Origin of the sequence: Nocardia sp. NPDC050378 (assembly GCF_040655675.1) — a bacterium.
GTDB classification, from domain to species: domain Bacteria; phylum Actinomycetota; class Actinomycetes; order Mycobacteriales; family Mycobacteriaceae; genus Nocardia; species Nocardia coubleae.
The window spans coordinates 695,769-721,083 of sequence record NZ_JBFAKI010000001.1 but is presented as its reverse complement, the minus strand read 5'-3'; the positions used below and the strand labels follow the sequence as shown (position 1 = coordinate 721,083).

General features: G+C 68.0%; 28 protein-coding genes. 11 read left to right on the top strand and 17 right to left on the bottom strand.

The window, feature by feature from the left end; genetic code table 11:
* Positions 1-198: 198 nt before the first annotated feature.
* Positions 199-1,134, bottom strand: coding sequence for a rhodanese-like domain-containing protein (locus AB0I35_RS03385; RefSeq protein WP_357393936.1), 936 nt, complete (start codon positions 1,132-1,134; stop codon positions 199-201).
* 166 nt (positions 1,135-1,300) lie between these two features.
* Between AB0I35_RS03385 and AB0I35_RS03380 the strand changes: the two genes are divergently transcribed.
* The 3 genes from AB0I35_RS03380 to AB0I35_RS03370 are packed head-to-tail and all read left to right on the top strand — an operon-like array spanning position 1,301 to position 4,406.
* Positions 1,301-2,155, top strand: a complete 855-nt coding sequence (locus AB0I35_RS03380) for a rhodanese-like domain-containing protein (protein WP_357393934.1) — start codon at positions 1,301-1,303, stop codon at positions 2,153-2,155.
* A gap of 8 nt (positions 2,156-2,163) precedes the next feature.
* The gene (locus AB0I35_RS03375; protein WP_357393932.1) at positions 2,164-3,459 is read left to right on the top strand and encodes an NtaA/DmoA family FMN-dependent monooxygenase; all 1,296 of its coding nucleotides are present in this window, start codon (positions 2,164-2,166) and stop codon (positions 3,457-3,459) included.
* Positions 3,456-4,406 carry an LLM class flavin-dependent oxidoreductase gene (locus tag AB0I35_RS03370; protein WP_357393930.1) on the top strand — a complete coding sequence of 317 codons (951 nt, stop codon included), beginning with the start codon at positions 3,456-3,458 and terminating at the stop codon, positions 4,404-4,406. Before AB0I35_RS03375 ends, AB0I35_RS03370 begins: the two co-directional genes overlap by 4 nt.
* Before the next feature lie 153 nt (positions 4,407-4,559).
* On the opposite strand, the gene AB0I35_RS03365 is transcribed toward AB0I35_RS03370, so the two are convergent.
* From AB0I35_RS03365 to AB0I35_RS03350, 4 genes are all read right to left on the bottom strand, one after another.
* On the bottom strand, positions 4,560-5,909 hold the full coding sequence (locus AB0I35_RS03365; protein ID WP_357393928.1) for an aminotransferase class I/II-fold pyridoxal phosphate-dependent enzyme: 1,350 nt from the start codon (positions 5,907-5,909) through the stop codon (positions 4,560-4,562).
* 97 nt (positions 5,910-6,006) lie between these two features.
* Positions 6,007-6,876, bottom strand: coding sequence for an alpha/beta fold hydrolase (locus AB0I35_RS03360; protein WP_357393926.1), 870 nt, complete (start codon positions 6,874-6,876; stop codon positions 6,007-6,009).
* Positions 6,876-7,508: a TetR/AcrR family transcriptional regulator gene (locus tag AB0I35_RS03355; protein ID WP_225278400.1), complete on the bottom strand. Its 633-nt coding sequence runs from the start codon at positions 7,506-7,508 to the stop codon at positions 6,876-6,878. The genes AB0I35_RS03360 and AB0I35_RS03355 overlap by 1 nt, the downstream gene beginning before the upstream one ends.
* Positions 7,509-7,613: 105 nt before the next feature.
* Positions 7,614-7,736 carry a hypothetical protein gene (locus AB0I35_RS03350; RefSeq protein ID WP_255283991.1) on the bottom strand — a complete coding sequence of 41 codons (123 nt, stop codon included), beginning with the start codon at positions 7,734-7,736 and terminating at the stop codon, positions 7,614-7,616.
* 292 nt (positions 7,737-8,028) lie between these two features.
* Here AB0I35_RS03350 and AB0I35_RS03345 point away from each other — a divergent pair, with 292 nt between their 5' ends.
* On the top strand, positions 8,029-8,478 hold the full coding sequence (locus tag AB0I35_RS03345; protein WP_357393924.1) for an SRPBCC family protein: 450 nt from the start codon (positions 8,029-8,031) through the stop codon (positions 8,476-8,478).
* Between the two features lie 53 nt (positions 8,479-8,531).
* On the opposite strand, the gene AB0I35_RS03340 is transcribed toward AB0I35_RS03345, so the two are convergent.
* Positions 8,532-8,981, bottom strand: a complete 450-nt coding sequence (locus AB0I35_RS03340) for a MarR family transcriptional regulator (RefSeq protein WP_357393922.1) — start codon at positions 8,979-8,981, stop codon at positions 8,532-8,534.
* 113 nt (positions 8,982-9,094) lie between these two features.
* Here AB0I35_RS03340 and AB0I35_RS03335 point away from each other — a divergent pair, with 113 nt between their 5' ends.
* The gene (locus AB0I35_RS03335; RefSeq protein ID WP_357393920.1) at positions 9,095-10,051 is read left to right on the top strand and encodes a superoxide dismutase; all 957 of its coding nucleotides are present in this window, start codon (positions 9,095-9,097) and stop codon (positions 10,049-10,051) included.
* Here the strand turns inward: AB0I35_RS03335 and AB0I35_RS03330 are convergent.
* Entirely contained in the window at positions 10,031-10,804 is a 774-nt protein-coding gene (locus AB0I35_RS03330; RefSeq protein ID WP_357393918.1) for an alpha/beta hydrolase, read from the bottom strand. The two genes, AB0I35_RS03335 and AB0I35_RS03330, sit on opposite strands and share 21 nt — an antisense overlap.
* A 38-nt stretch (positions 10,805-10,842) precedes the next feature.
* Here AB0I35_RS03330 and AB0I35_RS03325 point away from each other — a divergent pair, with 38 nt between their 5' ends.
* On the top strand, positions 10,843-11,397 hold the full coding sequence (locus AB0I35_RS03325) for a TetR/AcrR family transcriptional regulator (protein ID WP_357393916.1): 555 nt from the start codon (positions 10,843-10,845) through the stop codon (positions 11,395-11,397).
* On the opposite strand, the gene AB0I35_RS03320 is transcribed toward AB0I35_RS03325, so the two are convergent.
* The gene (locus AB0I35_RS03320; protein ID WP_357393914.1) at positions 11,398-11,889 is read right to left on the bottom strand and encodes a hypothetical protein; all 492 of its coding nucleotides are present in this window, start codon (positions 11,887-11,889) and stop codon (positions 11,398-11,400) included.
* A gap of 158 nt (positions 11,890-12,047) precedes the next feature.
* Here AB0I35_RS03320 and AB0I35_RS03315 point away from each other — a divergent pair, with 158 nt between their 5' ends.
* Positions 12,048-12,845 carry a DUF6585 family protein gene (locus tag AB0I35_RS03315; RefSeq protein WP_357393912.1) on the top strand — a complete coding sequence of 266 codons (798 nt, stop codon included), beginning with the start codon at positions 12,048-12,050 and terminating at the stop codon, positions 12,843-12,845.
* A gap of 22 nt (positions 12,846-12,867) precedes the next feature.
* Here AB0I35_RS03315 and AB0I35_RS03310 read toward each other — a convergent pair whose 3' ends face one another.
* From AB0I35_RS03310 to AB0I35_RS03295, 4 genes are all read right to left on the bottom strand, one after another.
* Positions 12,868-13,227, bottom strand: a complete 360-nt coding sequence (locus AB0I35_RS03310; RefSeq protein WP_357393910.1) for a hypothetical protein — start codon at positions 13,225-13,227, stop codon at positions 12,868-12,870.
* On the bottom strand, positions 13,220-13,687 hold the full coding sequence (locus AB0I35_RS03305) for a hypothetical protein (RefSeq protein ID WP_357393908.1): 468 nt from the start codon (positions 13,685-13,687) through the stop codon (positions 13,220-13,222). Before AB0I35_RS03305 ends, AB0I35_RS03310 begins: the two co-directional genes overlap by 8 nt.
* A 132-nt stretch (positions 13,688-13,819) precedes the next feature.
* Positions 13,820-15,442 carry a chaperonin GroEL gene (groL, locus tag AB0I35_RS03300; RefSeq protein WP_357150302.1) on the bottom strand — a complete coding sequence of 541 codons (1,623 nt, stop codon included), beginning with the start codon at positions 15,440-15,442 and terminating at the stop codon, positions 13,820-13,822.
* Positions 15,443-15,683: 241 nt separating this feature from the next.
* The gene (locus AB0I35_RS03295; protein WP_357393906.1) at positions 15,684-16,412 is read right to left on the bottom strand and encodes a Clp protease N-terminal domain-containing protein; all 729 of its coding nucleotides are present in this window, start codon (positions 16,410-16,412) and stop codon (positions 15,684-15,686) included.
* A 119-nt stretch (positions 16,413-16,531) separates the two neighbouring features.
* Here AB0I35_RS03295 and AB0I35_RS03290 point away from each other — a divergent pair, with 119 nt between their 5' ends.
* Positions 16,532-17,737 carry a hypothetical protein gene (locus tag AB0I35_RS03290; RefSeq protein WP_357393904.1) on the top strand — a complete coding sequence of 402 codons (1,206 nt, stop codon included), beginning with the start codon at positions 16,532-16,534 and terminating at the stop codon, positions 17,735-17,737.
* 92 nt (positions 17,738-17,829) lie between these two features.
* Here the strand turns inward: AB0I35_RS03290 and AB0I35_RS03285 are convergent, their stop codons facing one another.
* The 5 genes from AB0I35_RS03285 to AB0I35_RS03265 all read right to left on the bottom strand — a co-directional run bounded on the left by AB0I35_RS03285 (position 17,830) and on the right by AB0I35_RS03265 (position 21,977).
* Positions 17,830-19,008 (bottom strand): FAD-dependent oxidoreductase, encoded by a 1,179-nt coding sequence (locus AB0I35_RS03285; RefSeq protein WP_357393902.1) that lies wholly within the window; start codon positions 19,006-19,008, stop codon positions 17,830-17,832.
* An 81-nt stretch (positions 19,009-19,089) separates the two neighbouring features.
* The gene (locus AB0I35_RS03280) at positions 19,090-19,962 is read right to left on the bottom strand and encodes an RNA polymerase sigma-70 factor (RefSeq protein WP_357393900.1); all 873 of its coding nucleotides are present in this window, start codon (positions 19,960-19,962) and stop codon (positions 19,090-19,092) included.
* A gap of 84 nt (positions 19,963-20,046) precedes the next feature.
* Positions 20,047-20,925 (bottom strand): phosphatidylcholine/phosphatidylserine synthase, encoded by an 879-nt coding sequence (locus tag AB0I35_RS03275; protein ID WP_225278387.1) that lies wholly within the window; start codon positions 20,923-20,925, stop codon positions 20,047-20,049.
* Positions 20,922-21,635, bottom strand: coding sequence for a phosphatidylserine decarboxylase (locus AB0I35_RS03270; RefSeq protein WP_357393898.1), 714 nt, complete (start codon positions 21,633-21,635; stop codon positions 20,922-20,924). Before AB0I35_RS03270 ends, AB0I35_RS03275 begins: the two co-directional genes overlap by 4 nt.
* Before the next feature lie 69 nt (positions 21,636-21,704).
* Positions 21,705-21,977 (bottom strand): GlsB/YeaQ/YmgE family stress response membrane protein, encoded by a 273-nt coding sequence (locus AB0I35_RS03265; protein WP_067642016.1) that lies wholly within the window; start codon positions 21,975-21,977, stop codon positions 21,705-21,707.
* 240 nt (positions 21,978-22,217) lie between these two features.
* On the opposite strand from AB0I35_RS03265, the gene AB0I35_RS03260 reads away from it, so the two are divergent.
* The 3 genes from AB0I35_RS03260 to AB0I35_RS03250 all read left to right on the top strand — a co-directional run bounded on the left by AB0I35_RS03260 (position 22,218) and on the right by AB0I35_RS03250 (position 25,312).
* Positions 22,218-23,249: a beta-ketoacyl-ACP synthase III gene (locus AB0I35_RS03260; protein ID WP_357150307.1), complete on the top strand. Its 1,032-nt coding sequence runs from the start codon at positions 22,218-22,220 to the stop codon at positions 23,247-23,249.
* Positions 23,250-23,438: 189 nt separating this feature from the next.
* Entirely contained in the window at positions 23,439-23,618 is a 180-nt protein-coding gene (locus AB0I35_RS03255) for a hypothetical protein (RefSeq protein ID WP_067642018.1), read from the top strand.
* A 26-nt stretch (positions 23,619-23,644) separates the two neighbouring features.
* Positions 23,645-25,312, top strand: coding sequence for an FAD-dependent oxidoreductase (locus AB0I35_RS03250; protein WP_357393896.1), 1,668 nt, complete (start codon positions 23,645-23,647; stop codon positions 25,310-25,312).
* Positions 25,313-25,315: the final 3 nt, after the last annotated feature.

Below are 25,315 nucleotides of genomic sequence, written 5' to 3'. Positions count from 1 at the left end.
TCGGCCCCACAACCTGGTGATTCGACGTGGTGTCCGGGGCACTCGACGCGACCGGCACCGACTCTGTTCCGGCCTCGGTCGTGCCCGCTGCGTGTGGTGCCGCGACTACCGGTGCTGCCGTCGCGTCCCCGGGGGCGCGAGGTGGCAAGGTCGGCGAAACCGTGTTTCCCCGCAATGACTCGGTGTTCGACGGTGTCGTCATGAGGTCAGCTCCCCGGTGTCGGCAGGGTTGTGCACCGGGGCACCGACGAGGCTGCCCCATTCGGTCCAGGAACCGTCGTAGACGCGGATGCGGTGGTCGCCGAGGAGGTCGGTGAAGATCAACCAGCCGAGTGCGGCTCGATGGGAGAGCCGGCAGTAGGCGACGATGTCGTCGGCGTCGGCGATGCCGAGTTCGGCTATGCGCGCCGCGATTTCGTCTGTCGGTCGGAGCAGACCCGCAGGGTCGAGCAGGTCTTGTGCGGGCAGGTTCAGCGCTCCTGGGATGTGCCCGTGCCGCTCGGCACCATGATCGGTCGGCTCCGACGACGGTGAAACACGCAGCCCCGCGAACTCTTCGGGAGAGCGCAGGTCCAGCAGAACAGTCGGCGAGTCGATCGCGGCGCGAACCTGCTCCCGGCCCACGACCACCTCGGCGAACCGTGGCGACGCCAGGGGAAGCGGTGTGCGCGAGACGTCGGCCGTTCGAGAAGCATTTCCCTCGCTCGCGTCCAGTGCCCGCCGCTGATCGGCGGCATCGGCACCCACACGGTTGCTGCTACCAGCGCCGACAGACCGATCAATGCCGATCACCGGCCCGTCGTGTGGCCACGCGGCGGTGCCGCCATCGAGGTAGCGCAGGTCGCCGCCGATCCCGACGGCGGTGGCGACCCAGAGTGCGTAGGCGGCGAATTGCGGTGGGGCCCCGGCGAAGACCACCGGGGCCTCGGCATGGGCGCCGAGAGAGTGGAGGCGGTCGGCCAGCTCGTGAGCGGTGGGGAACTCGCGGCGCGACCGGTCCCAGAGTAGGTCTTTCCAGTAGACGGACCGAGCACCCGGGATGACGGCAGGCCCATGACCATTGGTCACTTCGATGACGACGGCGTCCGCGCGGCGGTTCCGTACCCACTGCGCGTCGACGATCCGGCTTGTCACGGCCGACCTCCCATCTCCCGGGTTCCGACGACCCGGCGGGAGAAACATAAGTCGGCCAAACACCCACGGGAACACAAAAAGTCAGGCGGACTCCAAATATGTGTTCCGGTGCTCGGACTACATATTCTCGGTCGGTCGAACACACCGAACCGGCGAAAGGACCCCGATGCCCGGCGACCGTGCCGCCCACCTCGTCTCCGCGGCCGAACTGCGCGACACCCCGCCCGCACGGCTCGTGCTGCTCGACGTCCGCACGGCCGGCGAGCGCGCGAACTACCAGCGCGAACACCTCCCCGGGGCACGATTCGCCGATGTCGATGCCGATCTGTCCGGTACCCCGACCGCCGATTCCGGCGCCCGCCCCCTGCCGGACACAGACCACCTCACGGAATCACTGCGCCGCTGGGGTATCCATCCCGACAGCACGGTGGTGGTTTACGACGACGCCCGCTCGGTGGCCGCCGCCCGCGCCTGGTGGGTGCTGCGCTGGGCCGGCCTGACCGACGTCCGCATCCTCGACGGCGGACTACGCGCCTGGCACCGGACGGCGGGCACGTTCCGGACGGCTGGCACACCAGGCGGATCCAACACGCTCGGTGAACCAGGGACCGCTGTCGCGCGACCGGGAGCACTACCGGTCATCGAAACATCCGGTGTCGCTGCGCTTCCCGGCCGCGGCACCCTTTTCGATGCCCGCCCCCTGGCCCACTTTCACGGTGCGGGCGAGTATCCGGGGCATATTCCCGGCGCCATCAGTGCCCCGGTCTTCGACGACTTCGACGGCGACGGACTGCTTCTCGACGAGGCGACGCTGCGCGCCCGCTACCACCGCCTCGGCGTCGACGCCGGAACTCCGGCCGCCAGCTACTGCGGCAGCGCGATGGCGGCGGCTCTGCAGGTCTTCGTGTTGGCGACACTCGGCATCGAGGTCGCCCTCTATCCCGGCTCCCTGTCGCAGTGGGTCGCCGATCCCGCCCGTCCGCTCACGACGGAACCCTCTGTCGCCCTGACGAATTCCTAGGATCCCTCATGCCGAGACATGTCATTCTCAACGCGAATCTCATTCCCGGCGGCGCCATCGGCAGCCCGTGGCGGCGCGCACCGGAACCAGCGGCGCATTTCGTCGAGATCGAGCACTACCTCGACGTGGCGCGCACCGCCGAGCGCGGCCTGCTCGACGCGGTATTCCTCGCCGATTCCCCCGATATCCAGGCCAAGGACTGGACCGCGCCGAGCCGACTGCTCGAACCGTTCGTCGCCCATGCCGTGCTCGCCGCGCACACCAGCCGGATCGGGGTGATCGTCACCGCGACCACCTCCTACAACGACCCGTACAACCTGGCCCGCTCGTTCGCCGCGCTCTCATCGGTGTCGGGCGGGCGGGTCGGCTGGAACTTCGTGGTCACCGGCGGTGACAACGCCGCCCGCAACTACTCCCTCGACCGAGCGCTGCCGAAGGCCGAGAGATATGCCAGGGCCGCGGAATTCCTCGAGGTCGTCACCGCGCTGTGGGATTCGGTCCCCGCGGACGCCCTCGTCGGCGACAAGGCGACGGGACGCTACCTCGATCCCGAGGTGGTCCGTCCGATCGACCATGTGGGCAAGTTCTTCCGGGTAGCGGGCCCGCTGAAATCGCCGCCCCTGACGCACGGCAAACCGGTGCTGATCCAGGCGGGCGCGTCGAGCCATGGCGTCGAGCTCGGCGCCAGGACCGCCGACGCGATCTACTCCGCACACGTCGACCCCGTGTCCGCCACCGCGCGCCGAACCGAACTGCGACAGCACGCCGCGGCAGCCGGTCGCGACCCGGACAGCGTGAAGCTACTGCCGGGCCTGATCGTCGTTCTCGCCGACACCGAAACCGCCGCGCGGCAGCGTGAACGAGACCTCATCGACCTGATCCCCGACGAAGTGCAGCTGACCAATCTGGCCGATCGTCTCGGCCTCTCCCCCGACGACCTCGACCTGAGCGCCCCGTTTCCCTGGCACAAGATCCCCGACGAGAACAGCGACGCGGGTTCCCGCGGACAACGCGCGGTGCTGCTCGACAACGTGCGCGCGTCCGGCGCCGACACCCGCGGCGCGGCACGGCTTCTCGCCTCCGGCAGCGTGCACGCGAAGGTCGTGGGCACACCGGAGCAGGTAGCCGACTTCATCACCGAGTGGTTCACCCGGGGAGCGAGCGACGGGTTCAACATCATGCTCGACGAATTACCCAGCGGGCTCGATCTCTTCGTCGACCAGGTGGTGCCGATCCTGCAATCACGCGGGCTCTTTCGCACTGAATACGAAACCACCACGTTGAGAGGGCATTACGGTCTGTGAATCGCGCATTGTTCGTCCAATTGCGGAGTGGGCCACCGGCTGCCGAGGTCTATCGGCGGACCATCGAGATCACGGTGCGCGCCGAACAACTCGGTTTCGGCACCGTCTGGTTCGCCACCCGGCACTTCGAGGCGCATCACGCGGCGCTACCGTCGGTTTTCCCGTTCGTGGCCGCCGCAGCTCAGCACACGCGACACATCCGGCTCGGAACCGGCGTGGTGACCGTGCCTTTCGAGCATCCCGTGCGACTGGCCGAAGACGCGGCGGTCACCGACGCGCTCAGCGATGGACGCCTCGAACTCGGGCTCGGAAAAGGCCTGGGTTTCGGACATTCGGCCACCAGCTACGCGGGCTTCGGCGTGTCCGACGCGGAACGGGAGACGATCTACACCCAGCGAGTAGGCGAGATACACCGGATCCTCGAAAGCGGCCGGGTCGGCGACGAGGTCGCCCTCTACCCACCGCCCGGTTGCCTCCGCTCGCGCATCTGGCAGTCGACCGGAAACATCGACACGGCCCGCCGAATCGCTCGAGCAGGTGATGGCCTGCTGCCACACGGTAATTCGCAGGCTCGAGCCGGCGGAAGTGTCACCGAACTGGTCAACGCCTATCTGGCCGAGTGCCGGACGACGCCGCGAATCGGGGTGAGTGTGGCAGTACTCCCCGGTGACAGCGAACGTGATTCCCTCGCGCTCCTCGATACCGATATCGCGCTGAGTCCGCGCTATTACTCCGAGCCGGTCGACCTACAGAAATACTTGGTAGACAACAGGATCAGTATCGGCAATGTCGACCAGATCGCCTCCCGACTCGCCGAGGATCCAGACCGGCCCGCCGCCACCGACGTGCTCTACTACATCCCGCTCGCCGTTCACCACCCCCGCTACCTCGACGTGCTGGCACGCGTCGCGACCCTGTCTCCGAGCGAGACGTTCACGACAGCCTGAGATGGGGCGATCCGTGGGCCCTCGGTGTCGCGATCGTGCGTGCAGATCGGTGATCGTTGTGCCCGCCGGTCGCCCCGTGCCAGCGCCCCGGCCTGCCGCCGCGGGACTGCATGGCGGCGGATTTCAGGCCGTCCGCGCTCCCATCTGCGCAGGTCAGTCGAGGAATTCGCGGTGGGTCGATGCCGCCGCGTCCGCCAGCAGCGCTGCCAGTTCGGCGAGCCGTCGCGGGTCGTCGGGCAGTTGGGGAACGGCCACCCGGATAGCAGCGCGCGCCGCCCCGACATGCGATCGTGCCGCCGATCCGACGACGACCCCATGCCGTGCGCACCGCAGCAACGCACCCTGTTCGTCAGCCACCTCGACCCACACCACCAGGCTGTTCGTCCCGGCCTCGGCCGCCACGCCGTGTTTCCGCAGAGCGGCGACCAAACCCGCACGCCGGGCCGCGTAACGCTCACGGGCGGTGTCGATCAGGGCAGCCGTCCCGGGATCACCGATCAAGTGCGCCAAGGCGTTCTGCAGGATGCGGCTGTTCGCGGCGATTCCGTGCACCCTGGCCCGGATGGCGCGGTCGACCAGTTCGGCACTGCCACCGATCACGCAGGTCCGGATGTCCATCCCGAAGGCCTTGCAGTAGCTGCGCACTCGCACACAGCGCTCCGGATACCAGCTGCCCAGGGAGGGCGCCTGCGCCGCGGCGAGCGGTCCCACCGCGTCGTCCTCGACGATCCACGGCTCCACCTGCGCCGCCGCGAACACCTCGGCCAGTTCCCCGGCCCGGCGTTGCGAGAGCACACCACCGGTCGCGTACGCGCCCTCGGGCTGCAACACGACGACCGCCGGGCTCCGGCGCAATGCCTCGGCCAGCGAATCCGGCAGCGCCCCTTGTTCATCGGCGGCGATCCCGACCACCCGATATCCGACCTCGGTCAGCGTATCCAGGAACCCGGGCATCACCGGTTCCTCCACCGCGACGAGCGCGCCGTCCGGGGCCGCCGCGTCCACGGCGAGAAACAAACCCTCCGAGCCGCCACCCGCCGCGACGAACGCCTCGGCGGGGAAGGGCCAGCCGTCACATACCGCCGCGCGCAAACGGTCGGTGATGTAGTCACGGCCGGGACGGTTCAGGTCGTCGGTGTGCAGCCCGGCGAGCATCGCGGGTGCCAGGTCGGGTTGCAGGGCGTAATCGGGGCTGCCGGTGAGCAGGTCACGCTCGGCGAGCGGGCGCCCCAGCGGCATGCCCCCGGCCGCGGCCACCACGGTGCCGCCCCGGCGATTGGTGGCGATGAGCCCCTCTTTGCGCAGCTCACCCCAGGCGGCCACGACCGTGCGGGTACTCAGACCGCAGTGCTGGGCCAGTTCCCGGATGGTCGGCAACCGGATCCCCTCGGCGAGGGAACCGTCGCGGATGAGCCGCGCCGTCACCGCACGCACCGATTCGGATGTGTGCGAGGCGTCGGCCGCCAGCGCGTGCACGAGCACCGCCGAACCCGGGTCGGTCACCGATTCTCCATTCGTCGCATAGGGACCAGTATGACGAATATATGTATTCAGCGAACCGGTTTTGTTCCCGCGCGATTCGATCGTCTGTGTCCGCGTCTCAGCGGTCGCGCAGCCACTTCTCGACGGCGTCGACGGTGGAGTCCGGATTGGTGATCCAGCCGTTGTGGCCCAGCGGTTCCGGCTCGAACCGGCGGGTCACCTCGGCGGCGGGCATCTTGCTCAGCAGATGGTCGGCGGAGGTCTGCGGCGTCATCTCGTCGCCCTCGATGGTGATCGACAGCACCGGGAACTTCAGCCGCGCGACGCGTTCCTCGTAATCGATATCGGCACCGACCGGAACGAAGCGGCCGGTCCGGGCCAAGCGGGCCCAGTCCGACATGAGCACCTTGGACTGGCGGCCGTATGCCCGTTTGCCGAGCATGTCGCCCGGCCAGAAACCGGCGAGATTCGACGCGACCGCCACCGCGGCCGTGCCGACGAGCATCCCCGGTCCGAGCACACCGCGGTAGCCACGGTAATACGGTGTGCCGGAGGCGATCAGGATCAGGCCGCCGAGCCTGCCACGCACCCGCGCCGCGTACAGCACCGACAGCTGGCCGCCCATGCTGTGCCCGAGCAGGTACGGGGTGCTGCTGGGGAAACGGTGACGCACCACCTGCAGCATCGCCGGGAAATCCACGGCGACCAATTCGTGGTAACCGTAGGTACTTTCGGCACCGGGGCGATGAGTACTACCGCCCTGACCACGCAATTCGCCGATGGCCACATCGAATCCGCGCCCGGCCAGCTGGTGGGCGAAGTATTCGTAGAACTCACCGGGCACGGCGAGGCCGGGCACGATCACGATCACCGGACGTGGGGCGTCGGGGGTCACCGGATGACGGTGCGGCCCGCGCGCCGGAATCAGCCGCACGGGCAGGGTGGTGCCGTCGGGCACCTGGATCGGGACGGTCTCGACCCGCGCCATCAAGCCCCGACCGCGCCGAGAATCACCCGGCTCAGCACCTGGATCACATCGTCGAGCGGCGGACGCGGATCGGCGCCGCTCCAGCCGTCGACCACATAGTTCACCGCGCCGATGATGGCGAGCACCCGCAACTCGTAATCGCCGGACGGGATTTCGCCGTGCATGGCCGCGTCCTCGGCGGCGCCTGCCAGCAGCGAACCCCACACCCGGCGTAGCTCGAGGCGGAACTTCTCGACCTTGGGTCCGGCGCCGACCACCTCGACCAGTGCCACCCGCGCCTTGCGCGGATCGGTGCCGATGGTCTCGACGTAAGCGCGTACGGCCGCGTCGATCTGGTCGATCGCGCTGGCGTCGCTCTTGGCCGCGAGGGCGGTAGCCACCGCCTCGCGGGATTCGCGGTCGATCTGCTCGTACAGCTCGAGTAGCAGCGATTCGCGGCCGGTGAACTCCTCGTAGAACTGCCGCGACGACAGTCCGGCGTCCTTACAGATGGCACCGACCGAACTGTTGGCGTACCCGTCGCGCGCGAAGACCGTCAGGCCTGACTCCAGAAAACGCGCACGCCGCTGGCGTTGCCGGTCCTCTACGGGCTGCCCGGCATACATTCGTCCCGTATTCGCATCCTGTGACATTGTCGCTGACAATACCGAAGGGCCCGATCCCCTCGTCATGGATCGGGCCCAACGACAGCCCTTCCGGCTTACCGCGCGTTAGCCGGAAGTTTGCTTGAGATGCGCTCAGTTACCGGAGGTCTGGGCCGAACCGGTGCTCATCGAGCTGGTGAGCAGACTCATCAGCAGGGCGAGGATGCCGCCGTCGCCGCTGCTGCCGGAGTTGGACTCGGTGATGTTGTAAAGCATGGTGCACTCCAAGTTGACACTCTGTGACCTTCTGTCACTGGCGATTTGCCGTCTCGGACGATACCGAAGGCGAATGTGAATAGGAGGTGTTTTAAAGGAATTTCCCCCACTTTTCTGTGAGAACACACAAGCCCCGAAAACCAGGGCAGCGGGTGCCCCGTCGACCGGGCTCGAACCGGCGGCCACGCTGTATGAGCTCTTCCGGCAAAATCCGCCCGTGGGCGGAGGGCTCGGGCGGGCAGCGACCCTATGCTCGGTGTGACCGAACGTCACGCACAACCCGGAGGCACCGTTGCCGAACAATCTCGAAGCAAGTATCGACATCGCCGCATCGCCGGAGAAGGTCTGGTCGATCCTCGCGGACCTGAACCGGATGTCGGAGTTCAGCCCGACCACGGTCAAGATGCTGGCGATCGGTGGGGTTCGCGAAGGGGCGCGCACCATCAACCTCAACCGCGACGGCTGGAAGGTCTGGCCGACCAGCTCGCGCATCGTGCGGTTCGTGCCCAACACCGCGCTGGCGTTCCGGATGAACGAGAACCACACCGTGTGGAGCTACGAGCTCGCGCCGACCGCCGCGGGCACCCGCCTGGTCGAGCGACGCACCCTGGACCCCAAGGGAATTCCCGGCTGGATGGGCCCGGTTATCAAGCTCGCCGGCGGCGAGCAGAAGTTCGAGGCCGATCTCGTGTCGGGGATGCACGAGACGCTGCGCAAGATCAAGGCCGCGGCCGAACGCTGACCCGCTCGACGCGAAGAGCCCGCCGGACCCCTCCGGCGGGCTCTTCGCGTTTGTTACGGAAGATCCTGGCGGACTTCCTCGAAAGCCTGTGCCGTGCGGGTCAGCAGCGCGGTCAGCGTGGCGAATTCCTCCGCGGTGAAGCGGGCCGCCACGGCGCGTTCCACCGCGATCGCGCGCGTGTCGGCCGCTTCGGTGACTTCCCGGCCGGCTGCGGTCAGCCGCGTCTCCAGGACGTTCCTGTGCCACTCGTGCGGTGACCGTTCGACCAGGCCCCGGTCCTGCAGGTTGGTCAGGACGGTATTCATCGTCGGTGGTGTCACCCCCGCCAGACGGGCGAGCGCGGCGGCCGAGATCCCGGGATTCTCGGCGAGGTACATCAGCGCGCTGAACTGCGGAACCGTCAGCCCGGCCGGCTTGAGCGCGGCCGTCTTCGCCGCGATCATGGCTTGCTCGGCACGCTTGAGAAACGTGCCCAGCCTCTCGGTCGAGGGCATGGACGTCATGGATGTATGGTATCCGCCCATTTCGAAGTATGACCCTTGACGATCATTAGGGTTCTAATTTACATTCCTGCCTAAATCATGATGTGTCGGGTTATATGAACGAGAGGCTTAACATGATCAGGATCCTCGCGATGGCCGTCGGTTGCCTCGCGCTCACCGCCTGCGGCACCGCCGACCCGGCCGCACCAGTCCTGAGCACCGCTTACGAGCTGCCGGGCGCGGCTGTCTACCCCGAGGGCATCGCACTCGACGCGCGCACCGGAACCACCTACGTCGGCTCCTACGCCGACGGCACTGTGTTCCGCGCGGGAGCCGACGCGACGACGGCCGAGGTGTTCCTCCCGGCGGGCGCCGACGGCCGCAAGACGACCAACGGGCTACGCGTCGACCGCGACGGCAGGCTGTGGGTGATCGACTCCACCGTGGGAGTCATGGTGTACGACACCGCTTCTCGCGACCTGCTTGCCCGGTTCGAAGTGGCAGACACGGACCCACGCTTCGTCAACGACCTCGCCTTCGGCGCCGACGGCAGCGCCTATCTCACCGACAGCATCCGCAATGTCGTCTACCGCGCGAGCCTCGCCGACGCTCGGGCGGGCCGGGGCGCACTGACCGTGGCCGCCGACCTCGGGCCGATCCTCGGACCACGCGACCCGAAAACGTTCGAACTCAACGGCATCGCGGCCGACGAGGCGGGCACCTACCTGCTCGTCGTCGCGATGTCGGCGGGCGAGCTGTACCGCATCGACCTCGCCGGGTCGGAGCCGATCCGCAAGGTGGCACTGACCGGCGGCGACATGCGCAACGGCGACGGTCTGGAGCTGCGCGGCGACACCCTGTGGGTCGTGCACAACACCGCCGACACCATCAGCCGATGGACCGTCACCGACCACGGCCGGGCGGCCGCGCGCGACGGCGAATTCCACGATCCCGCACTCGACATCCCCACCACGATGGTGCATTCCGGAGACCGGGCGCTGGTCGTGTCGTCCCAATTCGACAAGGGTGGCCCCATGGGCGGAGAGGAAGAACCGGCAACCTTCGTGGTGTCAGCGGTCGACGGGTTCTGACCGCACGAATTCCTCCAGCACAGTGACGAATTCGTCCGGCTGTTCGACCTGCGGGGAATGCCCGGCGTGCTCGACCAGATGCGTGCGCGCCCCGGCGGCGGCGAACCGGGCGAGGGTGGCGGTGGCGTCGTAGAGATGATCGTGGCGTCCGTGCACGGCCAGCACCGGTACGTCCAGCGCCGCCACCCTGGCATCGAGCGGCCGGGCGGCGAAGTCGTCGGCGCGGGCACCGACGGCATAGGCCAGGCCCGTCGGCGCCGCCGACCGGAAGTCGCGCACGACCGCCTCGGCGAGGCCGGGCACCGACGCGTAGCGGAAACGCGGGGCGAACAAGGTCCGATTGCCTTGGCGGATCACGAAACCGGGCGTCCAGCGCTGCGCGAGCCGCACCGACCACGGGCGGACCACCCACCGGGCGAACCCCGGAATCCGCGCGGCCGTGTAGTCCGGGCTCTGCCCGACCACCACCGCCCGTGCCACACGGGGCAGCGTTGCCAGCTCGAGGGCGATCTCCGCGCCGAACGAATGGCCGACCACCGTCACGTCGGCCAGGTCGAGTTCCTCGAGCAGGGCCGCGATGGGCGCGGATCTGGCCGGCGCGGCGAAGTCCTCCGGTGCGCCGCCCTGGTCCACCCGAATCACCCGGAAGCGGGAGGTCAGCCGCTCGGCGGCCGCGCCGAACCAGTCGACCGAACCCGGGATTCCGTGCACGCACACAATCGCCGGGCCCGCGCCCTCGTCGAGAAACTCCACCACTCGAGCCTAGCGCGGCCATTCGATAGCGTATGGCTGTGAAGTCACCCTCCGCTCGCAGGCTCGGTGCCGACGACTGGGTCGCCGCCGCGATCGTCGCCCTCGGCGAGAACGGTCTCGCCGGCGTGGCTGTCGAGCCGCTCGCCAAACGTCTCGGCGCCACCAAGGGCAGCTTCTACTGGCATTTCAAGGACCGTGCGGCACTCGTCGACGCCGTCCTCGCGCATTGGGAACGGGTGGGCACCGACAAGGTGATCGCCGCGCTCGCGGACCTCCCCGACCCCGCCGAGCGGCTGCGCGTGCTGTTCACCGATGTGATCGACTACGCCACCGAGGGCCGGGAGGAACTCGCGTTGCTCGCCGCCATCGACCAGCCGGCGGTTGCCGCCGTCATGCGACGGGTGGCGGCGCGCCGCATCGAGTACGTGGCCACGCAGCTACGACTGCTCGGAGTGCCTGCGGCGCAGGCGGATACCCGCGCGGCGGTGGCGGTCGGGATCTATCACGGCATCAATCAGCTGGCGCGCGTGTCACCCGAAAGCCTGCCCGCCACCAGCGAATTGGTGGACGCGATACTCGAACAGCTGGCTTAGTCAGTCGATGCCGAGCTTGCCCGCCAGCCAATACAGCAGCTTGGTGCGCAGCGGTCGCCGATACGGCGTCGGCGGGTGACCGACAGCGGTTTCGGCATTGTCGAGCAATTCCTCCAGCAGGGCGTCGTGCAGCACACGGACCGCCAGATGCCACTGGAGGAAGCCGGACAGCCCCCGGGTTTCGGCCGCGATCACATGACGCAGGGTGCTCGACGCGCCGTTGTCGATCACCTCGAACGTGTGAACGCCCTGGATGAGAAACCCGGGGGCGAAGGTGAACTCGACGAATTCGCCCGGGCGGTAGGCGGTGCAGGTGTACGGGACGTCGCCGTGACCACCCGTCGCGCCTTCGCCGAGTGCCGCGTCCAGCGTCAGCGGTGGCCACTTCTCGCTGGGCCACAACGGATTTCCCGCGACCGCGACTTTGTCGAGCAGGTCGCCGACCTGTGCGGCCTGCGCCGCGATCGTTCGCTCGTGGATGTTCCGGATCATCGTCGGACCTCTCAGCGCGTCCCCCGCGCTCAACCATACGCATGCGTATGGAGCGTGTCCAGGCCGGTCGTGGGCGGATTCCGCACGCCCTACAGGTAGCGTTATCCCCGCGGTTCGAATACGCTTCGCCGCGGATGAAACGCCTCATGGAGGGACAAGTGATCACTCCGAACAGGCCGGAGACCGTAGCCGAGGCTCGCCACCCCGTGCCGCTGACCCAGCTGATACACCTCATGGCGGAGTACCAGCAGCTCGGTGCGCACCGCGACACCTTCCTGGCCACTCCGGCCGACGACACCTTCGTGCGCGGGTGCGGCATCGTCGCGGGCTGCATCGCGTTCATCGGGGTGATCTGCCTGATCGTCGGCGCCTGGCCCGGTGCCGTCGCGCTGCTCATGATCGCGGCGGTCCCGGTGATGCTCGCCTTCCGGCGCGGAATCATCAACCGGCAGAACCGCGCCGCCCGCATCGACCTGTTCGAATACGGGGTCACGGTGTACCACTCGGGTCAGCGCGTCGCCGGATTCCGGTGGGACACCACCGAGGTGCGGCAGGAGGAAATCCCCTTCCACGACACGGTTCCCGTCGTCTACCGGCTCGAACTCACCGGTCCCGCCGGCCGCGCCGAAATCGACGAAGTGGGTTTCGCCCGCGCCCGCGAATGGGCCCGCGCCATCCAATCCGCCGTCACCGCAACCCAACTCCCCCTCGCCGTCGCCGCCATCGACAACGGCGAAACCGTGGAATTCGGCGACCTCGGCCTCTCCCTCGACGCCCTCACCTACAAGGGCGAACCCTTCCCCTGGACCAACATCCAACTCATCGACGCCCGCAGCGGCCACATCCGCCTCAAAGTCGCAGGCATGTGGATGTCCCTGGCCCCCGTCAACACCATCCCCAACTTCTACATCTTCAACGAACTAGCCGAACGCCTCCGCCTGACCCCGGTCGGCTGAGCAGCGAAAGGCACTGCGAGCACTACCTTCGCCGATCCGTCTGTTTTGGATGACCCGTGCCGGCATGGGTGATCCACAACGTCTGTCGCTCGTCATCGACGGCGTACCAGATCCGGCCCCCGCCCGTGACCTCGAATTGCCACTGTTCGCAGACCACTCCGTCGACCTTCACCCGACTCAGGTCGTACTTGAGCGGGTGCTGGCGAGTTGGATCGTCACGACAACGCGGGTCGGAGGTGATCGCCACCCAAGCCCGGTCGGCGCTGGACGGCGCCTGACTCACCAGCTGTCCCCAGCCCTTGGCTGCCCTCAGGTCGACCACACGAACGACCCACCCTGTCGGACGCCGGATCTCGTCGCCACGCCGCAGCGGTTCAGGCATCGGCATCACCCGGTCGATGCACTACCGCCGAGTCCTCGGTGTCGAACGGACCCTGGAGACGCCGGGCAAGCTCCGGGTCGGAATAGATCTCGGCCGTCGATTGCCATTCCTTCAGCGCCCGGGAAAAGGGGAGTAAGAGCCCTGTTTCGGCGCCCGCCAATAGGTTGTCGAGGAGTTCGCGGACGCATTCGGGACGGGCTTCTGCGGGTAGCCAGGTCAGCCAGGGAAGCTCTTCGGCGAAGACCTCTTCCGCGAGCGGGCGATTCGCCTTCGCGATTATGGCCAGGGAGCGCGCAGCGAGGCCGAGCCCTTTCACCATTGCTTCGAATCGCTCCGAGCGCATCAACACCAGGTTCTCGGCATCCCGGCGCTCCAGGATCACGTCCGCGTCGGCGAGGGCAGGGAACACGCTGGTCTGCTTGTTGATCAGCGTGGAGAACGGAAAGGTGCGGGTAGCCATACCCCAAGAGTACACACCAAGTTCGAAACTAGTTCAGTAGTTGTGAAGTGACCGGGTGAAGCACAGACGAAGGCCGGTCCACCGCGAGATGGACCGGCCTTCGAGTCTTGCGAGGATCAGCTGATCAGGGGATCAGAAGTCCATGCCGCCCATGCCGCCGGTCGGGTCGGCCGCGGGGGCCGCCTTCTCGGGCTTGTCGGCGACGACGGCCTCGGTGGTGAGGAACAGGGCCGCGATGGAGGCCGCGTTCTGCAGGGCCGAACGGGTGACCTTGACCGGGTCGGCGACGCCGGCGGCCAGCAGGTCCTCGTACTCGCCGGAGTCGGCGTTCAGGCCGGAACCCGCGGGCAGGTTCGAGACCTTCTCGGCGACCACGCCGGGCTCGAGGCCGGCGTTGAAGGCGATCTGCTTCAGCGGGGCCGACAGCGCGACGCGCACGATGTTGGCACCGGTGGCTTCGTCACCGGTCAGCTTCAGGTCGTCCAGAGCCGGAGCCGACTGCAGCAGGGCCACGCCACCACCGGCGACGATGCCCTCTTCGACGGCGGCCTTGGCGTTGCGCACGGCATCTTCGATGCGGTGCTTGCGCTCCTTGAGCTCGACCTCGGTGGCGGCACCGGCCTTGATCACCGCGACGCCGCCGGCCAGCTTGGCCAGACGTTCCTGCAGCTTCTCACGGTCGTAGTCCGAGTCCGAGTTCTCGATCTCGGTGCGGATCTGCGCCACGCGGCCCTTGATGGCCTCCGCGTCGCCCGCGCCCTCGACGATGGTGGTCTCGTCCTTGGTGACGACGACCTTGCGCGCCTGGCCGAGCAGCTCGAGACCGGCGGTCTCCAGCGACAGGCCGACCTCTTCGCTGATGACCTCGCCACCGGTGAGGATGGCGATGTCGGCCAGCTGGGCCTTGCGACGGTCACCGAAGCCAGGAGCCTTGACGGCGACGGACTTGAAGGTGCCACGGATCTTGTTCACGACCAGGGTCGACAGGGCTTCGCCCTCGACGTCCTCGGCGATGATCAGCAGCGGCTTGCCGGCCTGGATGACCTTCTCCAGCAGCGGCAGCAGGTCCTTGACGGTCGAGATCTTCGACGACACGAGCAGGATGTACGGGTCCTCGAGGACCGCTTCCTGACGCTCGGGGTCGGTGACGAAGTAACCGGAGATGTAGCCCTTGTCGAAGCGCATACCCTCGGTGAGCTCCAGCTGGAGCCCGAAGGTGTTGCTCTCCTCGACGGTGATGACACCTTCCTTGCCGACCTTGTCCATCGCCTCGGCGATGAGCTGGCCGATGGCCGGGTCACCAGCGGAGATACCCGCGGTGGCGGCGATCTGCTCCTTGGTGTCGATCTCCTTGGCGGAGTCGAGCAGGCGAGCGGTGACGGCCTCGACGGCCTTCTCGATGCCGCGCTTCAGACCCAGCGGGTTCGCACCGGCCGCGACGTTGCGCAGACCTTCACGCACGAGCGCCTGGGCGAGCACGGTGGCGGTGGTCGTACCGTCGCCGGCGACGTCGTCCGTCTTCTTGGCGACTTCCTTGACCAGCTCGGCGCCGATCTTCTCGTACGGGTCCTCGAGGTCGATCTCCTTGGCGATGGACACACCATCGTTGGTGATCGTGGGGGCGCCCCACTTCTTCTCGAGCACGACGTTGCGACCCTTCGGGCCCAGCGTCACCTTGACAGCGTCGGCGAGGGCGTTCAGACCCCGCTCGAGACCGCGACGGGCCTCTTCGTCGTACGCAATTGTCTTGGCCATTGCGTTGAGATCCTCCACATGTCTATGGCTGACACACGAGACGACCACAGGTTGGATCGTCCCCAAGTACGCTGGCCAGGTGCGGTGCCCGCGACGGACGACCGAGGGTGTCGATGGAACCCGATCTCACCGTCCCGACCTGGCACTCAACAGACGTGAGTGCCAAGGCCATTTTTAGCACTCGAGTGACGAGAGTGCAAGGTCGCCCCCGGCGCGAACCCGCCGCACCGGAGGCGGCGGATCAGGATTCTTCCTGCGCGGCGAGGAACTGGTTGAGCAGTTCGACGAGTTCGGCTTCTACAACAGCCTTGTCCAGGCCGAGGTCGCTGAGCACGCCCGACCCGTTCTCGTGCTCGAGCAGCGCGAGCAGGATGTGCTCGGTGCCGATGTAGTTGTGGCCGAGGCGAAGAGCCTCGCGAAACGTCAGTTCCAGCACCTTCTTGGTTTCCCCGTCGAACGGGATGAGCGCGGGGACCTCGTCCGCGGCACCGGGTAGCCCTACCGTGGCCGCCGCGCGAACAGCGTCGAGTTCGACACCCCTGGCCTCGATTTCCTTGGCCGCGAGACCCTCCCGCTGACCGATCAGGGCCAGGATCAGATGACCGAGGGTGATCTGATCGTTGTTCGCCGCCCGCGCCGACTCTTGCGCGTCGACGACGACCTGCCGCGCGCGGGGGGTGAACTTGGCGAACCCGGCCTGCGGGTCCATCGCGGCGGTGTCGCCGGGCCGCTTGGGGACGAAGCGCTTCTGCGCGGCCTGCTTGCTGACGCCCATGCTGGCGCCGATCTCGGTCCAGGAGGCGCCGGAGCGGCGGGCCTGGTCGACGAAGTGGCCGATGAGGTGGTCGGCGACCTCGCCCATGTGATCACCGACGACGACGGCGTCGGTGAGTTGTTCGAGGACGTTGTCGGGACGAGCCTTCTTGATGCCGTCGATCAGATCGTCGAGGCGGATGTTCGGTGTGCTCATGCGTCAACTCTAAGTTGACGATATGCACTTCGTCAACCCTTAGTTGACGGTCCGTTGATGGCAAAGTGGGCGGTATGGGGAGAATTTCGGGGTGGATCTCGCGGGTCGCAGGAATAGTGGTGACCGCGTGTTGCCTGATCGTGGCGGGACGCTTCCTGCTGCCACAGCCGGGAGCCGGGGATATACCGGGCTCCACGGAACGGCAACTGTCCTTTCTGCGCGCGGCCCTGGACGACGGCGCCGATACGGCGGCGCAGCAACAGTTTCCGGAGGGACATCTGTTCTCCAATGCGCTCTACGGACTGGCCTGGGTACAGGCTGCGCACGCCGAGCCCGGACTGCGTCCGCAGGCCGTGCGCGAATCACGGTGGGCGCTGGCGCGATTGGAGTCCGAGGAGGGGCGGGCGGTGTTCAGCCCGAAATTGCAGCCCGCCCACGGGATCTTCTGGGCAGGGTGGACGAACTGGTTGCGCGGGGCGATCCTGTCGCTCGACTCGTCCGACTCCGCTCAGGTTCAACGATTTTCCGAGCACAGCCAGGAGATCGCGCAGGCGTTCGCGGCATCCGATACACCGTTTCTGCAGGCGTATCGAGGGCAGGCGTGGCCGGTGGACTCCACGGTCGCGATCGCCTCGCTTCGGCTGCACGACAAGCTGTTCGGCGCGCGCCATTCGGCGGTGATCGAACGCTGGTCGGAACAAGCCCGGACACGGCTCGATCCCGCCACCGGGCTACTCCCCCACCAGGTTTCCGCTGTGGACGGTTCCACGGCCTCCGGTTCGCGGGCGACTTCGCAGACGGTGATCCATCGTTTCCTGCCCGACATCGATCCGGAGTTCGCCGCGAGTCAGTACTCGCTGTATCGCGATCAATTCCTCACTTATCCAGCAGGTTTCGGTCCTGCGCTACGCGAATACCCGCACGGAGTGGACGGCAACGGCGATGTGGACTCGGGGCCCTTGATCGCGGGCATCAGCCTGTCGGCGACGGTGGTTGCCCAGGGCGCCGCCCGCGTCAACGGGGACGACGCCCTGGCCCGAGCCCTCGCCGCCGAAGGTGAATTGCTCGGCTTGCCGATCGACCTCCCCGGCTCGAAACGCTACGCGTTCGGCCTGTTCCCGATCGGTGACGCCTTCGTCGCCTGGTCGTCCACCGCCCGACCCCTCGTCGCCGAACCACCGTCGGCCACCTACGACTTGCGCTGGTGGTGGCGCCTACCGTGGCTCACAGTGCTCGCCCTGACCGCCCTCGCCCCGTGGACCGGGCAGATCACCGCTGCGACGCGAGGTGTCGTACGCCGCGGCACCCGCGCTGCCAAGGGCTGAGCGGCGAGCGATTGCGCAGGGCCTGGTGGCAGCGCGAGCACGGCCACGGCGGCGCAGCCGAGGAGCAACAGGGGCAGGTGTAGCAACCCCCGTCAGCGCAGGCCCACCGTCATTCCGGCGCCGCGCACGATCAGTTCCTTCACCAGTGCACCGGTGCGGCCGCGGATCACGCGGGTTCCGGGGGTGTCGTCGGCATTGAGCACCTGGATGACGGCATCGCGGCGACCGAGGCTGAGGCACTGGAGGTGGTAGCGGAAGGCCATGGGCTCCGGCTCGACACCTTCGGCGCGGGCGACAATCGCCCGCGCCACGTAACCGCCTGCGGGAATAGCCGTGGCACAAGCCATTCGGAGCGGACGATCGCCCGGCCCTGCGATCAGCGCGGCGTCACCGGCGGCGTAGATGTCGGGGTGGGAGATCGAGCGCAGGGTGGCGTCGGTGCGGATGCGGCCGTGTTCGTCGACCGCGAGACCGGCTCGCCGGGCCAGGTCGGGGACGGTGAAACCGGCTGTCCAGACCACGGATTCGGCTTCGACGACGGTGTCGTCGGCGAGCCGCACACCGGTCGGCAGCACCTCCACGACCTTTGCCGACGACCGGATCCGGACCCCGAGCCGGGTGAGCGTGGCACGAATGTTCTCGACGGCCCGCGCCGACAACCAGGCGCCCGGCTCATCGGCGCCGAGCAGCGTCACCGCCGAATAGCGTTGCGATTCGGCGAGTTCCGCAGCCAACTCGATGCCCGTCGACCCAGAACCGACCACAATGACCCGCCCCTCGGGCAGGGCACGCACGTCCTCGGGTGTCGCGACAGACCGCACGTATTCGGCCACGCCGGGCACCCCCGACCGATCGGCCGCGCTACCGAGCGCGTATACCAGGGTGTCGTAGGTGAGCGACCACTCGTCGAACTGCGTGCGACCAGTCGCCGCGCCTTCGGAGATGTCACCACCGTCCGACCGCGCATCGAGCTGCCGAGACGCCCCTGGCGACCCCACATCCTCGAGGTGAACCTGCTTCGCGCTCGGGTCGAGACGGGAAATCCTCGCCTGAACGAATTCGATTCCCCTGCGCTCCAGCATTTCCCGCAGGTTCCAGCGCCTGATCGACTGCCCGGCGGCTTCCTGATGCAGGCGCACGCGTTCGACGAACTCCGCGCGCGAATCGACCACGGTGATCGTGGCATCTCGCGATGTGCGGGCCAAACGGCGGGCCGCCGCGAGACCCGCGTACCCCGCGCCGAGAACGACGATCCGATGCTGACCGGTCATGGTGTGGCTCCTCTCGATGTGCCGACACCCTCCAGACCGGACAGCCCTCGCTTTCCTGACAGGTCGCGCCGGTGATCCGGCTCACGCCGCGAAGCGGTCCAGTTTGTCCGGGTTCACCACGATGAGCACCTCGTCGACCAGGCCCGCGTCGTCGACCTCGAAGAACATGACCGAACTGGCCCGCACGCCGTCGGCCCGCACTATCAACGCCAGCTCGCCGTTCACCTCGTCGAAGGCGAAAGTCGTTGCCGGGGTGAGGAACTTGGTGAGTCCGACGAGGTAACGCGACACCTGGTCGGCGCCGGTGACCGGGCGGCGGGCGGCGGTCACCTTGCCGCCGCCGTCGGCCATGCTCACCACGTCGGCGGCGAGCATGGCGCGCAGACCGGCGACATCACCGGTGGCGGCGGCGGACATGAAACGCTCGAACAGGGCGCGCACCTGCTCGGTCGGCGCCGGGTAGCGCCGCTTCCCGCCGCGCACCCGAGTGATGGCCCGATGCAGGATCTGCTGCGAGTTGGCCTCGGTGAGGTCGAGCATCGCCGCGATCTCGGCGTGCGGGTAACCGAACGCCTCGCGCAGCACGAACACCGCTCGCTCCACCGGGTTGAGCCGTTCCATCGCGGTGAGCAGCGCCAGCGATACCGATTCGCGTTCCTCGACGGTTTCCAGCGGACCGAATTCCCCGGAGGGCACCGGCTCGGGCAACCACGGACCGACGTAGGTTTCGCGCCGGGCACGCGCCGAACCCAGCTCGGTGCGGCACAGGTTCACGGTGACCGTCGTCAGCCAGGCTTCGGGATTGTCGATCGCTGCCTGGTCGGCGGCGGCCCAGCGCAGGTAGGCCTCCTGCACTACGTCCTCGGCCTCGCTTACGGCACCGAACATGCGGTAGGCCAACGCGAACAGCCTCGGCCGAAGCCGCGAGAACTCCGTGATCCCGTCCGATTCCACCCACGCTCCTTGCCGTAGTGGCGCTACGGTACCGCCTGCCCAGCCCGCCGATCAGCAGGATGTGGGCGGCGTCTCGCCGGGGAACTAATCGTCGCGCGGACGACGTAACCGCAACCGCGCCGACCCGCGAATCGCCGGACGACGGATCTGCGGCATCCGCCGCTGCGCACGCCGCTGCGCGCGCCGCTCGGCGGGTTTGTGCTGCCAGGTCTCCGGTCGCGCCGCCACCCAGCGCGCCGAGCGCCAGGCGAACGGGATGTGACCGAGGTACAGCGCGACCAGGATCAGCAGCAGCACGATCGGGTAGGTCACCAGCAGCGCCGCCGCGACCGCGACGAGCACCAGCAGACCGGCGGCGGCCTGCGGTGCCACCGACACCGACTTCATGGCGAGCGTCGGGATGGTGCTCACGCACAGCAGCGCGGCGAAGGTGGTCCACACGGCGACGAAGGTGAAGCTGTCCCACCAGCCGTCGCCGAACTGCACCTTCAGCGCGATCGGGACCAGCGCGATCAGCGCGCCCGCGGGCGCGGGCACACCGGTGAAATACTCACGCGCCCAGTTCGGGCGGGAATCGTCGTCGAGCAGGGTGTTGAACCTGGCCAGGCGGAGCACCAGGCTCACGGCGTACATCAGGGCGATGATCCAGCCCGCGCTGTACCCGTCGAGGAGCGTGACGTACAGGACGAGCGCGGGCGCGACGCCGAAGGAGATGGCGTCGGAGAGCGAGTCGAGTTCGGCGCCCATCTTGGAGGTGGCGTCGAGCATGCGCGCCAAGCGGCCGTCGAGGGTGTCGAGCACGGCAGCGGCACCGACCATGGCCAGCGCGATGCCGAGTTCACCGTCGAGCCCGAACTTCACCGCCGACAACCCCGAGCACAGCGCGAGGATGGTGACGATGCTCGGCAGCAACCGGACCGAACGCGGCCGACGGCGGCGAGCCGAATGCGCCTGCTCGATCATCCCAGCACAGCCAGCACAGTTTCGGCTCCGATCGTGCGCTGACCGGGGGTCACCAGCAGTTCGGTGCCCGCCGGGAAGTAGGTGTCCACGCGGGAGCCGAACCGGATGAGTCCGTAGGTGTCACCGATGGTGAGCTGATCACCGGCGCGGGCGTCGCAGACGATGCGGCGCGCGAGCAGTCCGGCGATCTGTACGACCACGACCTGCTTGCCCTCGACAGTCTCGATGAGCATGCTGTTGCGCTCGTTGGCGTCGGAGGCCTCGGCAAGGTCGGCGGAGAGGAATTTGCCCGGCTGGTGCAGCACCTCGCGCACGGTGCCGGACACGGGCACGCGCTGCACGTGCACGTCGAGCACGGACAGGAAGATGCTCACCCGCGGCAACGGCTGCTCACCCAGGCCGAGTTCGGCGGGCGGCACGGCCGTGTCGACGAGCGCGATCTCACCGTCGGCGGGTGCGACGACGATGCCCGCGCGGTTGGGCGGCACCCGGTGCGGGTGCCGGAAGAAGGCCGCGCAGGCCGCCGCGGCGGCTAAACCGGCCCGCCGAACCCACTTGTTGCGTCCGCCGACGACCGCCACCGCCAGCGGCGCCGCCACGAATGGCAGGCCTGCGGGGTGCAGCGGAGGTACAGCGGCCCGGACCAGGTCGACGACATGGCCGACGCCGGTGGTCTCGGGCGTGCCGGGCGGGGTGGGGCGGCGTGCCACGGGCTCCCTCTTTCGTGTGATGACAACAGCGATCACACCTTACGGGAAGCCCGTCGCCCGCAGTGGCCGTCAGTGCACTGATCTGCGCCCGGTGAAGAGTCCGACCAGGAACAACAGCAGGCAGGCACCGGCCAGACAGGTGATGAAGCTGAAGATCCAGCCCGCGCCCTCGACGTCGACACCGAACAGCTTCAAGATGAAGCCGCCGAGCAGGCCGCCGACGATACCGACGACGATGTTGAGCAGGATGCCCTGCTGGGCGTCGGTCTTCATGAACTTGCTGGCTATCCATCCGGCGAGTCCGCCGATGATGATCCAACCAATGATCCCGAGTCCGAGCATTGTGTACCTCGTTCCCTCGAAGGGTCGGCTAGCTATCGCCTCGTCCCACAGTTATACCCCGCGGCTCTTGTGACAATCGACACTCTTCGGGCACATTTTCGCGCTAATATGAGGAGGCCTCATGTCTGCGCGTTCACATGCTGTCCACGCAGGGGTCACGGGCGATGAGGGACAGATTTCGATGCTTCAGGTACACCCAGCGGTGCAACCCGCAGGTTGCCAGGTACAGAGGAGATACGCATGGCTGCTCGAATCGCCCAGACGACTGGCGCGGAGCACACCGCGATCCTCGGGCTGGGCGTGTACCGCCCCGCCCGGGTGGTCACCAACGACGAGGTCGCGGGCCCGATCAACTCGAGCGACGAGTGGATCCAGACCCGATCCGGCATCAAGACCCGCCGCTTCGCCTCGGACTCCGAGACCGTGCAGTCGATGAGCGTTGCCGCCGCGCGTGACGCGATGGCCGCCGCGGGTGTCGCCGCCGATCAGGTCGACTGCGTCATCGTCGCGACGTCCACCCATCTGCTGCTCACCCCGGCCATCGGGCCGCGCATCGCCACCGACCTGGACATGACCGGCGCCGCCGCCTTCGACATCTCCGCGGGCTGCGCGGGCTTCTGTCATGCCGTCGGCATGGCCTCGGACCTCGTGCGTGCGGGCACCTCGCAGCACGTGCTGGTGATCGGCGTCGAAAAGCTCACCGACACCATCGATTTCACCGATCGTTCCACCGCCTTCCTGTTCGCCGACGGCGCGGGCGCGGTGATCGTCGGACCCGCGCCGGAGCAGGGCATCGGCCCGACGGTGTGGGGTTCGGACGGCACCCAGCACCACGCCATCCGCCAGAGCAAGGACTGGATGGAGTTCTTCGCCGAGATCGAGGAGAAGGGCGTCGAGGCGGTGCGGCCCTATCTCACGATGGAGGGCACGGCGGTGTTCCGCTGGGCGGCGCACTCGCTGGAGAAGGTGTGCCGGGAGGCGATCGATCGCGCGGGCCTGACCACCGACGAACTCGACGCGATGATCCCGCACCAGGCCAACGGCCGCATCATCGAGATCATGGCCCGGGTGCTGAAGCTGCCGGAGAGCTGTGCGCTGGCCAACGACATCGAGGAGGCGGGCAACACCTCGGCAGCCTCGATCCCGCTGGCCATGGAGGCGTTGCTGCGCAAGGGCGAATCGAAGCCGGGCGACACGGCGCTGCTCATCGCCTTCGGCGCCGGGTTGTCCTATGCCGCCCAGGTGGTCACCATGCCCGCCTGGAAGTCCTGACTCGGCAAATCCCATCACGACGGCGGTGACCTGCGCAAAAGCAGGTCACCGACCAGGCCTTCGGCCGCGCCCACCCCGTCCCGCTTGCACCGACTCGGACATGCTGGCAAACTCTTCGCTAATCGAAGTAGCTGATCGAAGAGGCTCAGCCGCCCGGCATACCCGTCGTCGACCCCGAGGTGATCGGCCGTGAAACTGCGCTCACTCCTGCCACGCAGGCACATCAACGAGGTCCCGCTGCTCCCCACCATCGAGCCGGACGACAGCTTCGCCCTACGAAGCGCCTTCACCCGCCGTAAACGCGACGAACGCCTCGAACGCCTGCTCACCCCCAGTGAGCTCGACTTGGTCCTCCAGCGCCAGCTCTGATCCCGCGCACGGGGGATACTTGCGGGGTGAGCAATCCCGCCATGACCAAACCGGCCATTCTGAGCGTCGACGACGATCCCGGCGTTTCGCGGGCGGTGGTGCGCGACCTGCGCCGCCGCTTCGGCGCCGACTACCGCATTCTGCGCGCCGAATCGGGTCCGCAGGCCCTCGAGGCCCTGCGTGAGATGAAGCTGCGCGGTCAACCGGTGGCCGTGCTGATCGCCGATTACCGCATGCCAGGCATGGACGGCATCGAATTCCTCGAGCAGGCGATGGACCTGCACCCCTACGCACGGCGCGTATTGCTCACCGCCTACGCCGACACCGACGCGGCGATCAACGCGATCAACGTCGTCGACCTCGACCACTATCTGCTCAAGCCGTGGGACCCGCCGGAGGAGAAGCTGTATCCGGTGATCGATGGACTCCTCGACGCCTGGCGCAGCGCCGAACAGCGGCCCGTCTACGAGACCAAGGTGGTCGGTGACCGCTGGTCGCCGCGCTCCTCGCAGGTGCGAGAGTTCTTGGCGCGCAACCAGTTGCCGTATCGCTGGTACCCGCGCGACGAGCCCGAGGGTGCCCGGCTGCTCGAGGCGGCGGGCGCCGATCCGCAGTCGTGTCCGGTAGTCATCACCCAGGCCGGTGAGGCGCTGATCCAGCCGACCGACAGCGAACTCGCCGAGAGCTGCGGTCTCACCGTGCAAGCCAGCGACGAGTTCTACGACCTGATCGTCGTCGGCGGTGGTCCGGCCGGGCTCGGCGCCGCCGTCTACGGTGCCTCGGAGGGTTTGCGCACCGTCCTGGTGGAGCGCACCGCGACCGGCGGACAGGCCGGGCAGAGTTCGCGCATCGAGAACTATCTCGGCTTCCCCGACGGGCTTTCGGGCGCGCAACTGGCCGACCGCGCACGCAGGCAGGCCGCCAAGTTCGGTGCCGAGATCGTCACCACCCGCGAGGTCGTCGCTCTGGAGGTGAACGGCTCGGCGCGCACCGTGCGCTTCGCCGACGGCGGATCACTGTGCGCGCACACCGTTCTCATCGCCACCGGCGTGGACTATCGACGTCATCCGGCGCCGGGTGTCGACGAATTCACCGGGCGCGGCGTGTATTACGGCTCGGCGATGACCGAGGCCACCGAATGCGCCGAGCAGGAGGTGTACATCGTCGGTGGCGCGAACTCCGCCGGGCAGGCCGCGGTGTTCCTGTCGCGGCACGCACGCGGCGTGCACCTGGTGGTGCGTGGTGATTCGCTGGAGAAGTCGATGTCGCACTACCTGATTCAGCAGATCGCACAGATCCCGAACATCACCGTGCACACCGAAACCGAGGTGGCCGGCGCCGACGGCGACCAGCACCTGGAACGGATCATCCTGCGCGACAACCGCAACGGCACCGAGGACAAGGTCGACGCGCAACGGTTGTTCCTGTTCATCGGCGCCGCACCGCAGACCGGCTGGCTCGACGGTGTCGTCGCTCGCGACGACGCCGGTTACGTGCTGGCAGGCCCCGACCTGCTCGTCGACGGCGCGCGCCCGGCAGGCTGGGAGCTGCCACGTCCACCGCACCACCTCGAAACCAGTGTGCCCGGGGTGTTCGTGGCCGGTGACGTACACGCCGAGTCGGCCAAGCGGGTCGCCTCGGCGGTCGGCGAAGGCGCCATGGCCGTGATGTTCGTGCACCGGTACCTGTCGTAGGAG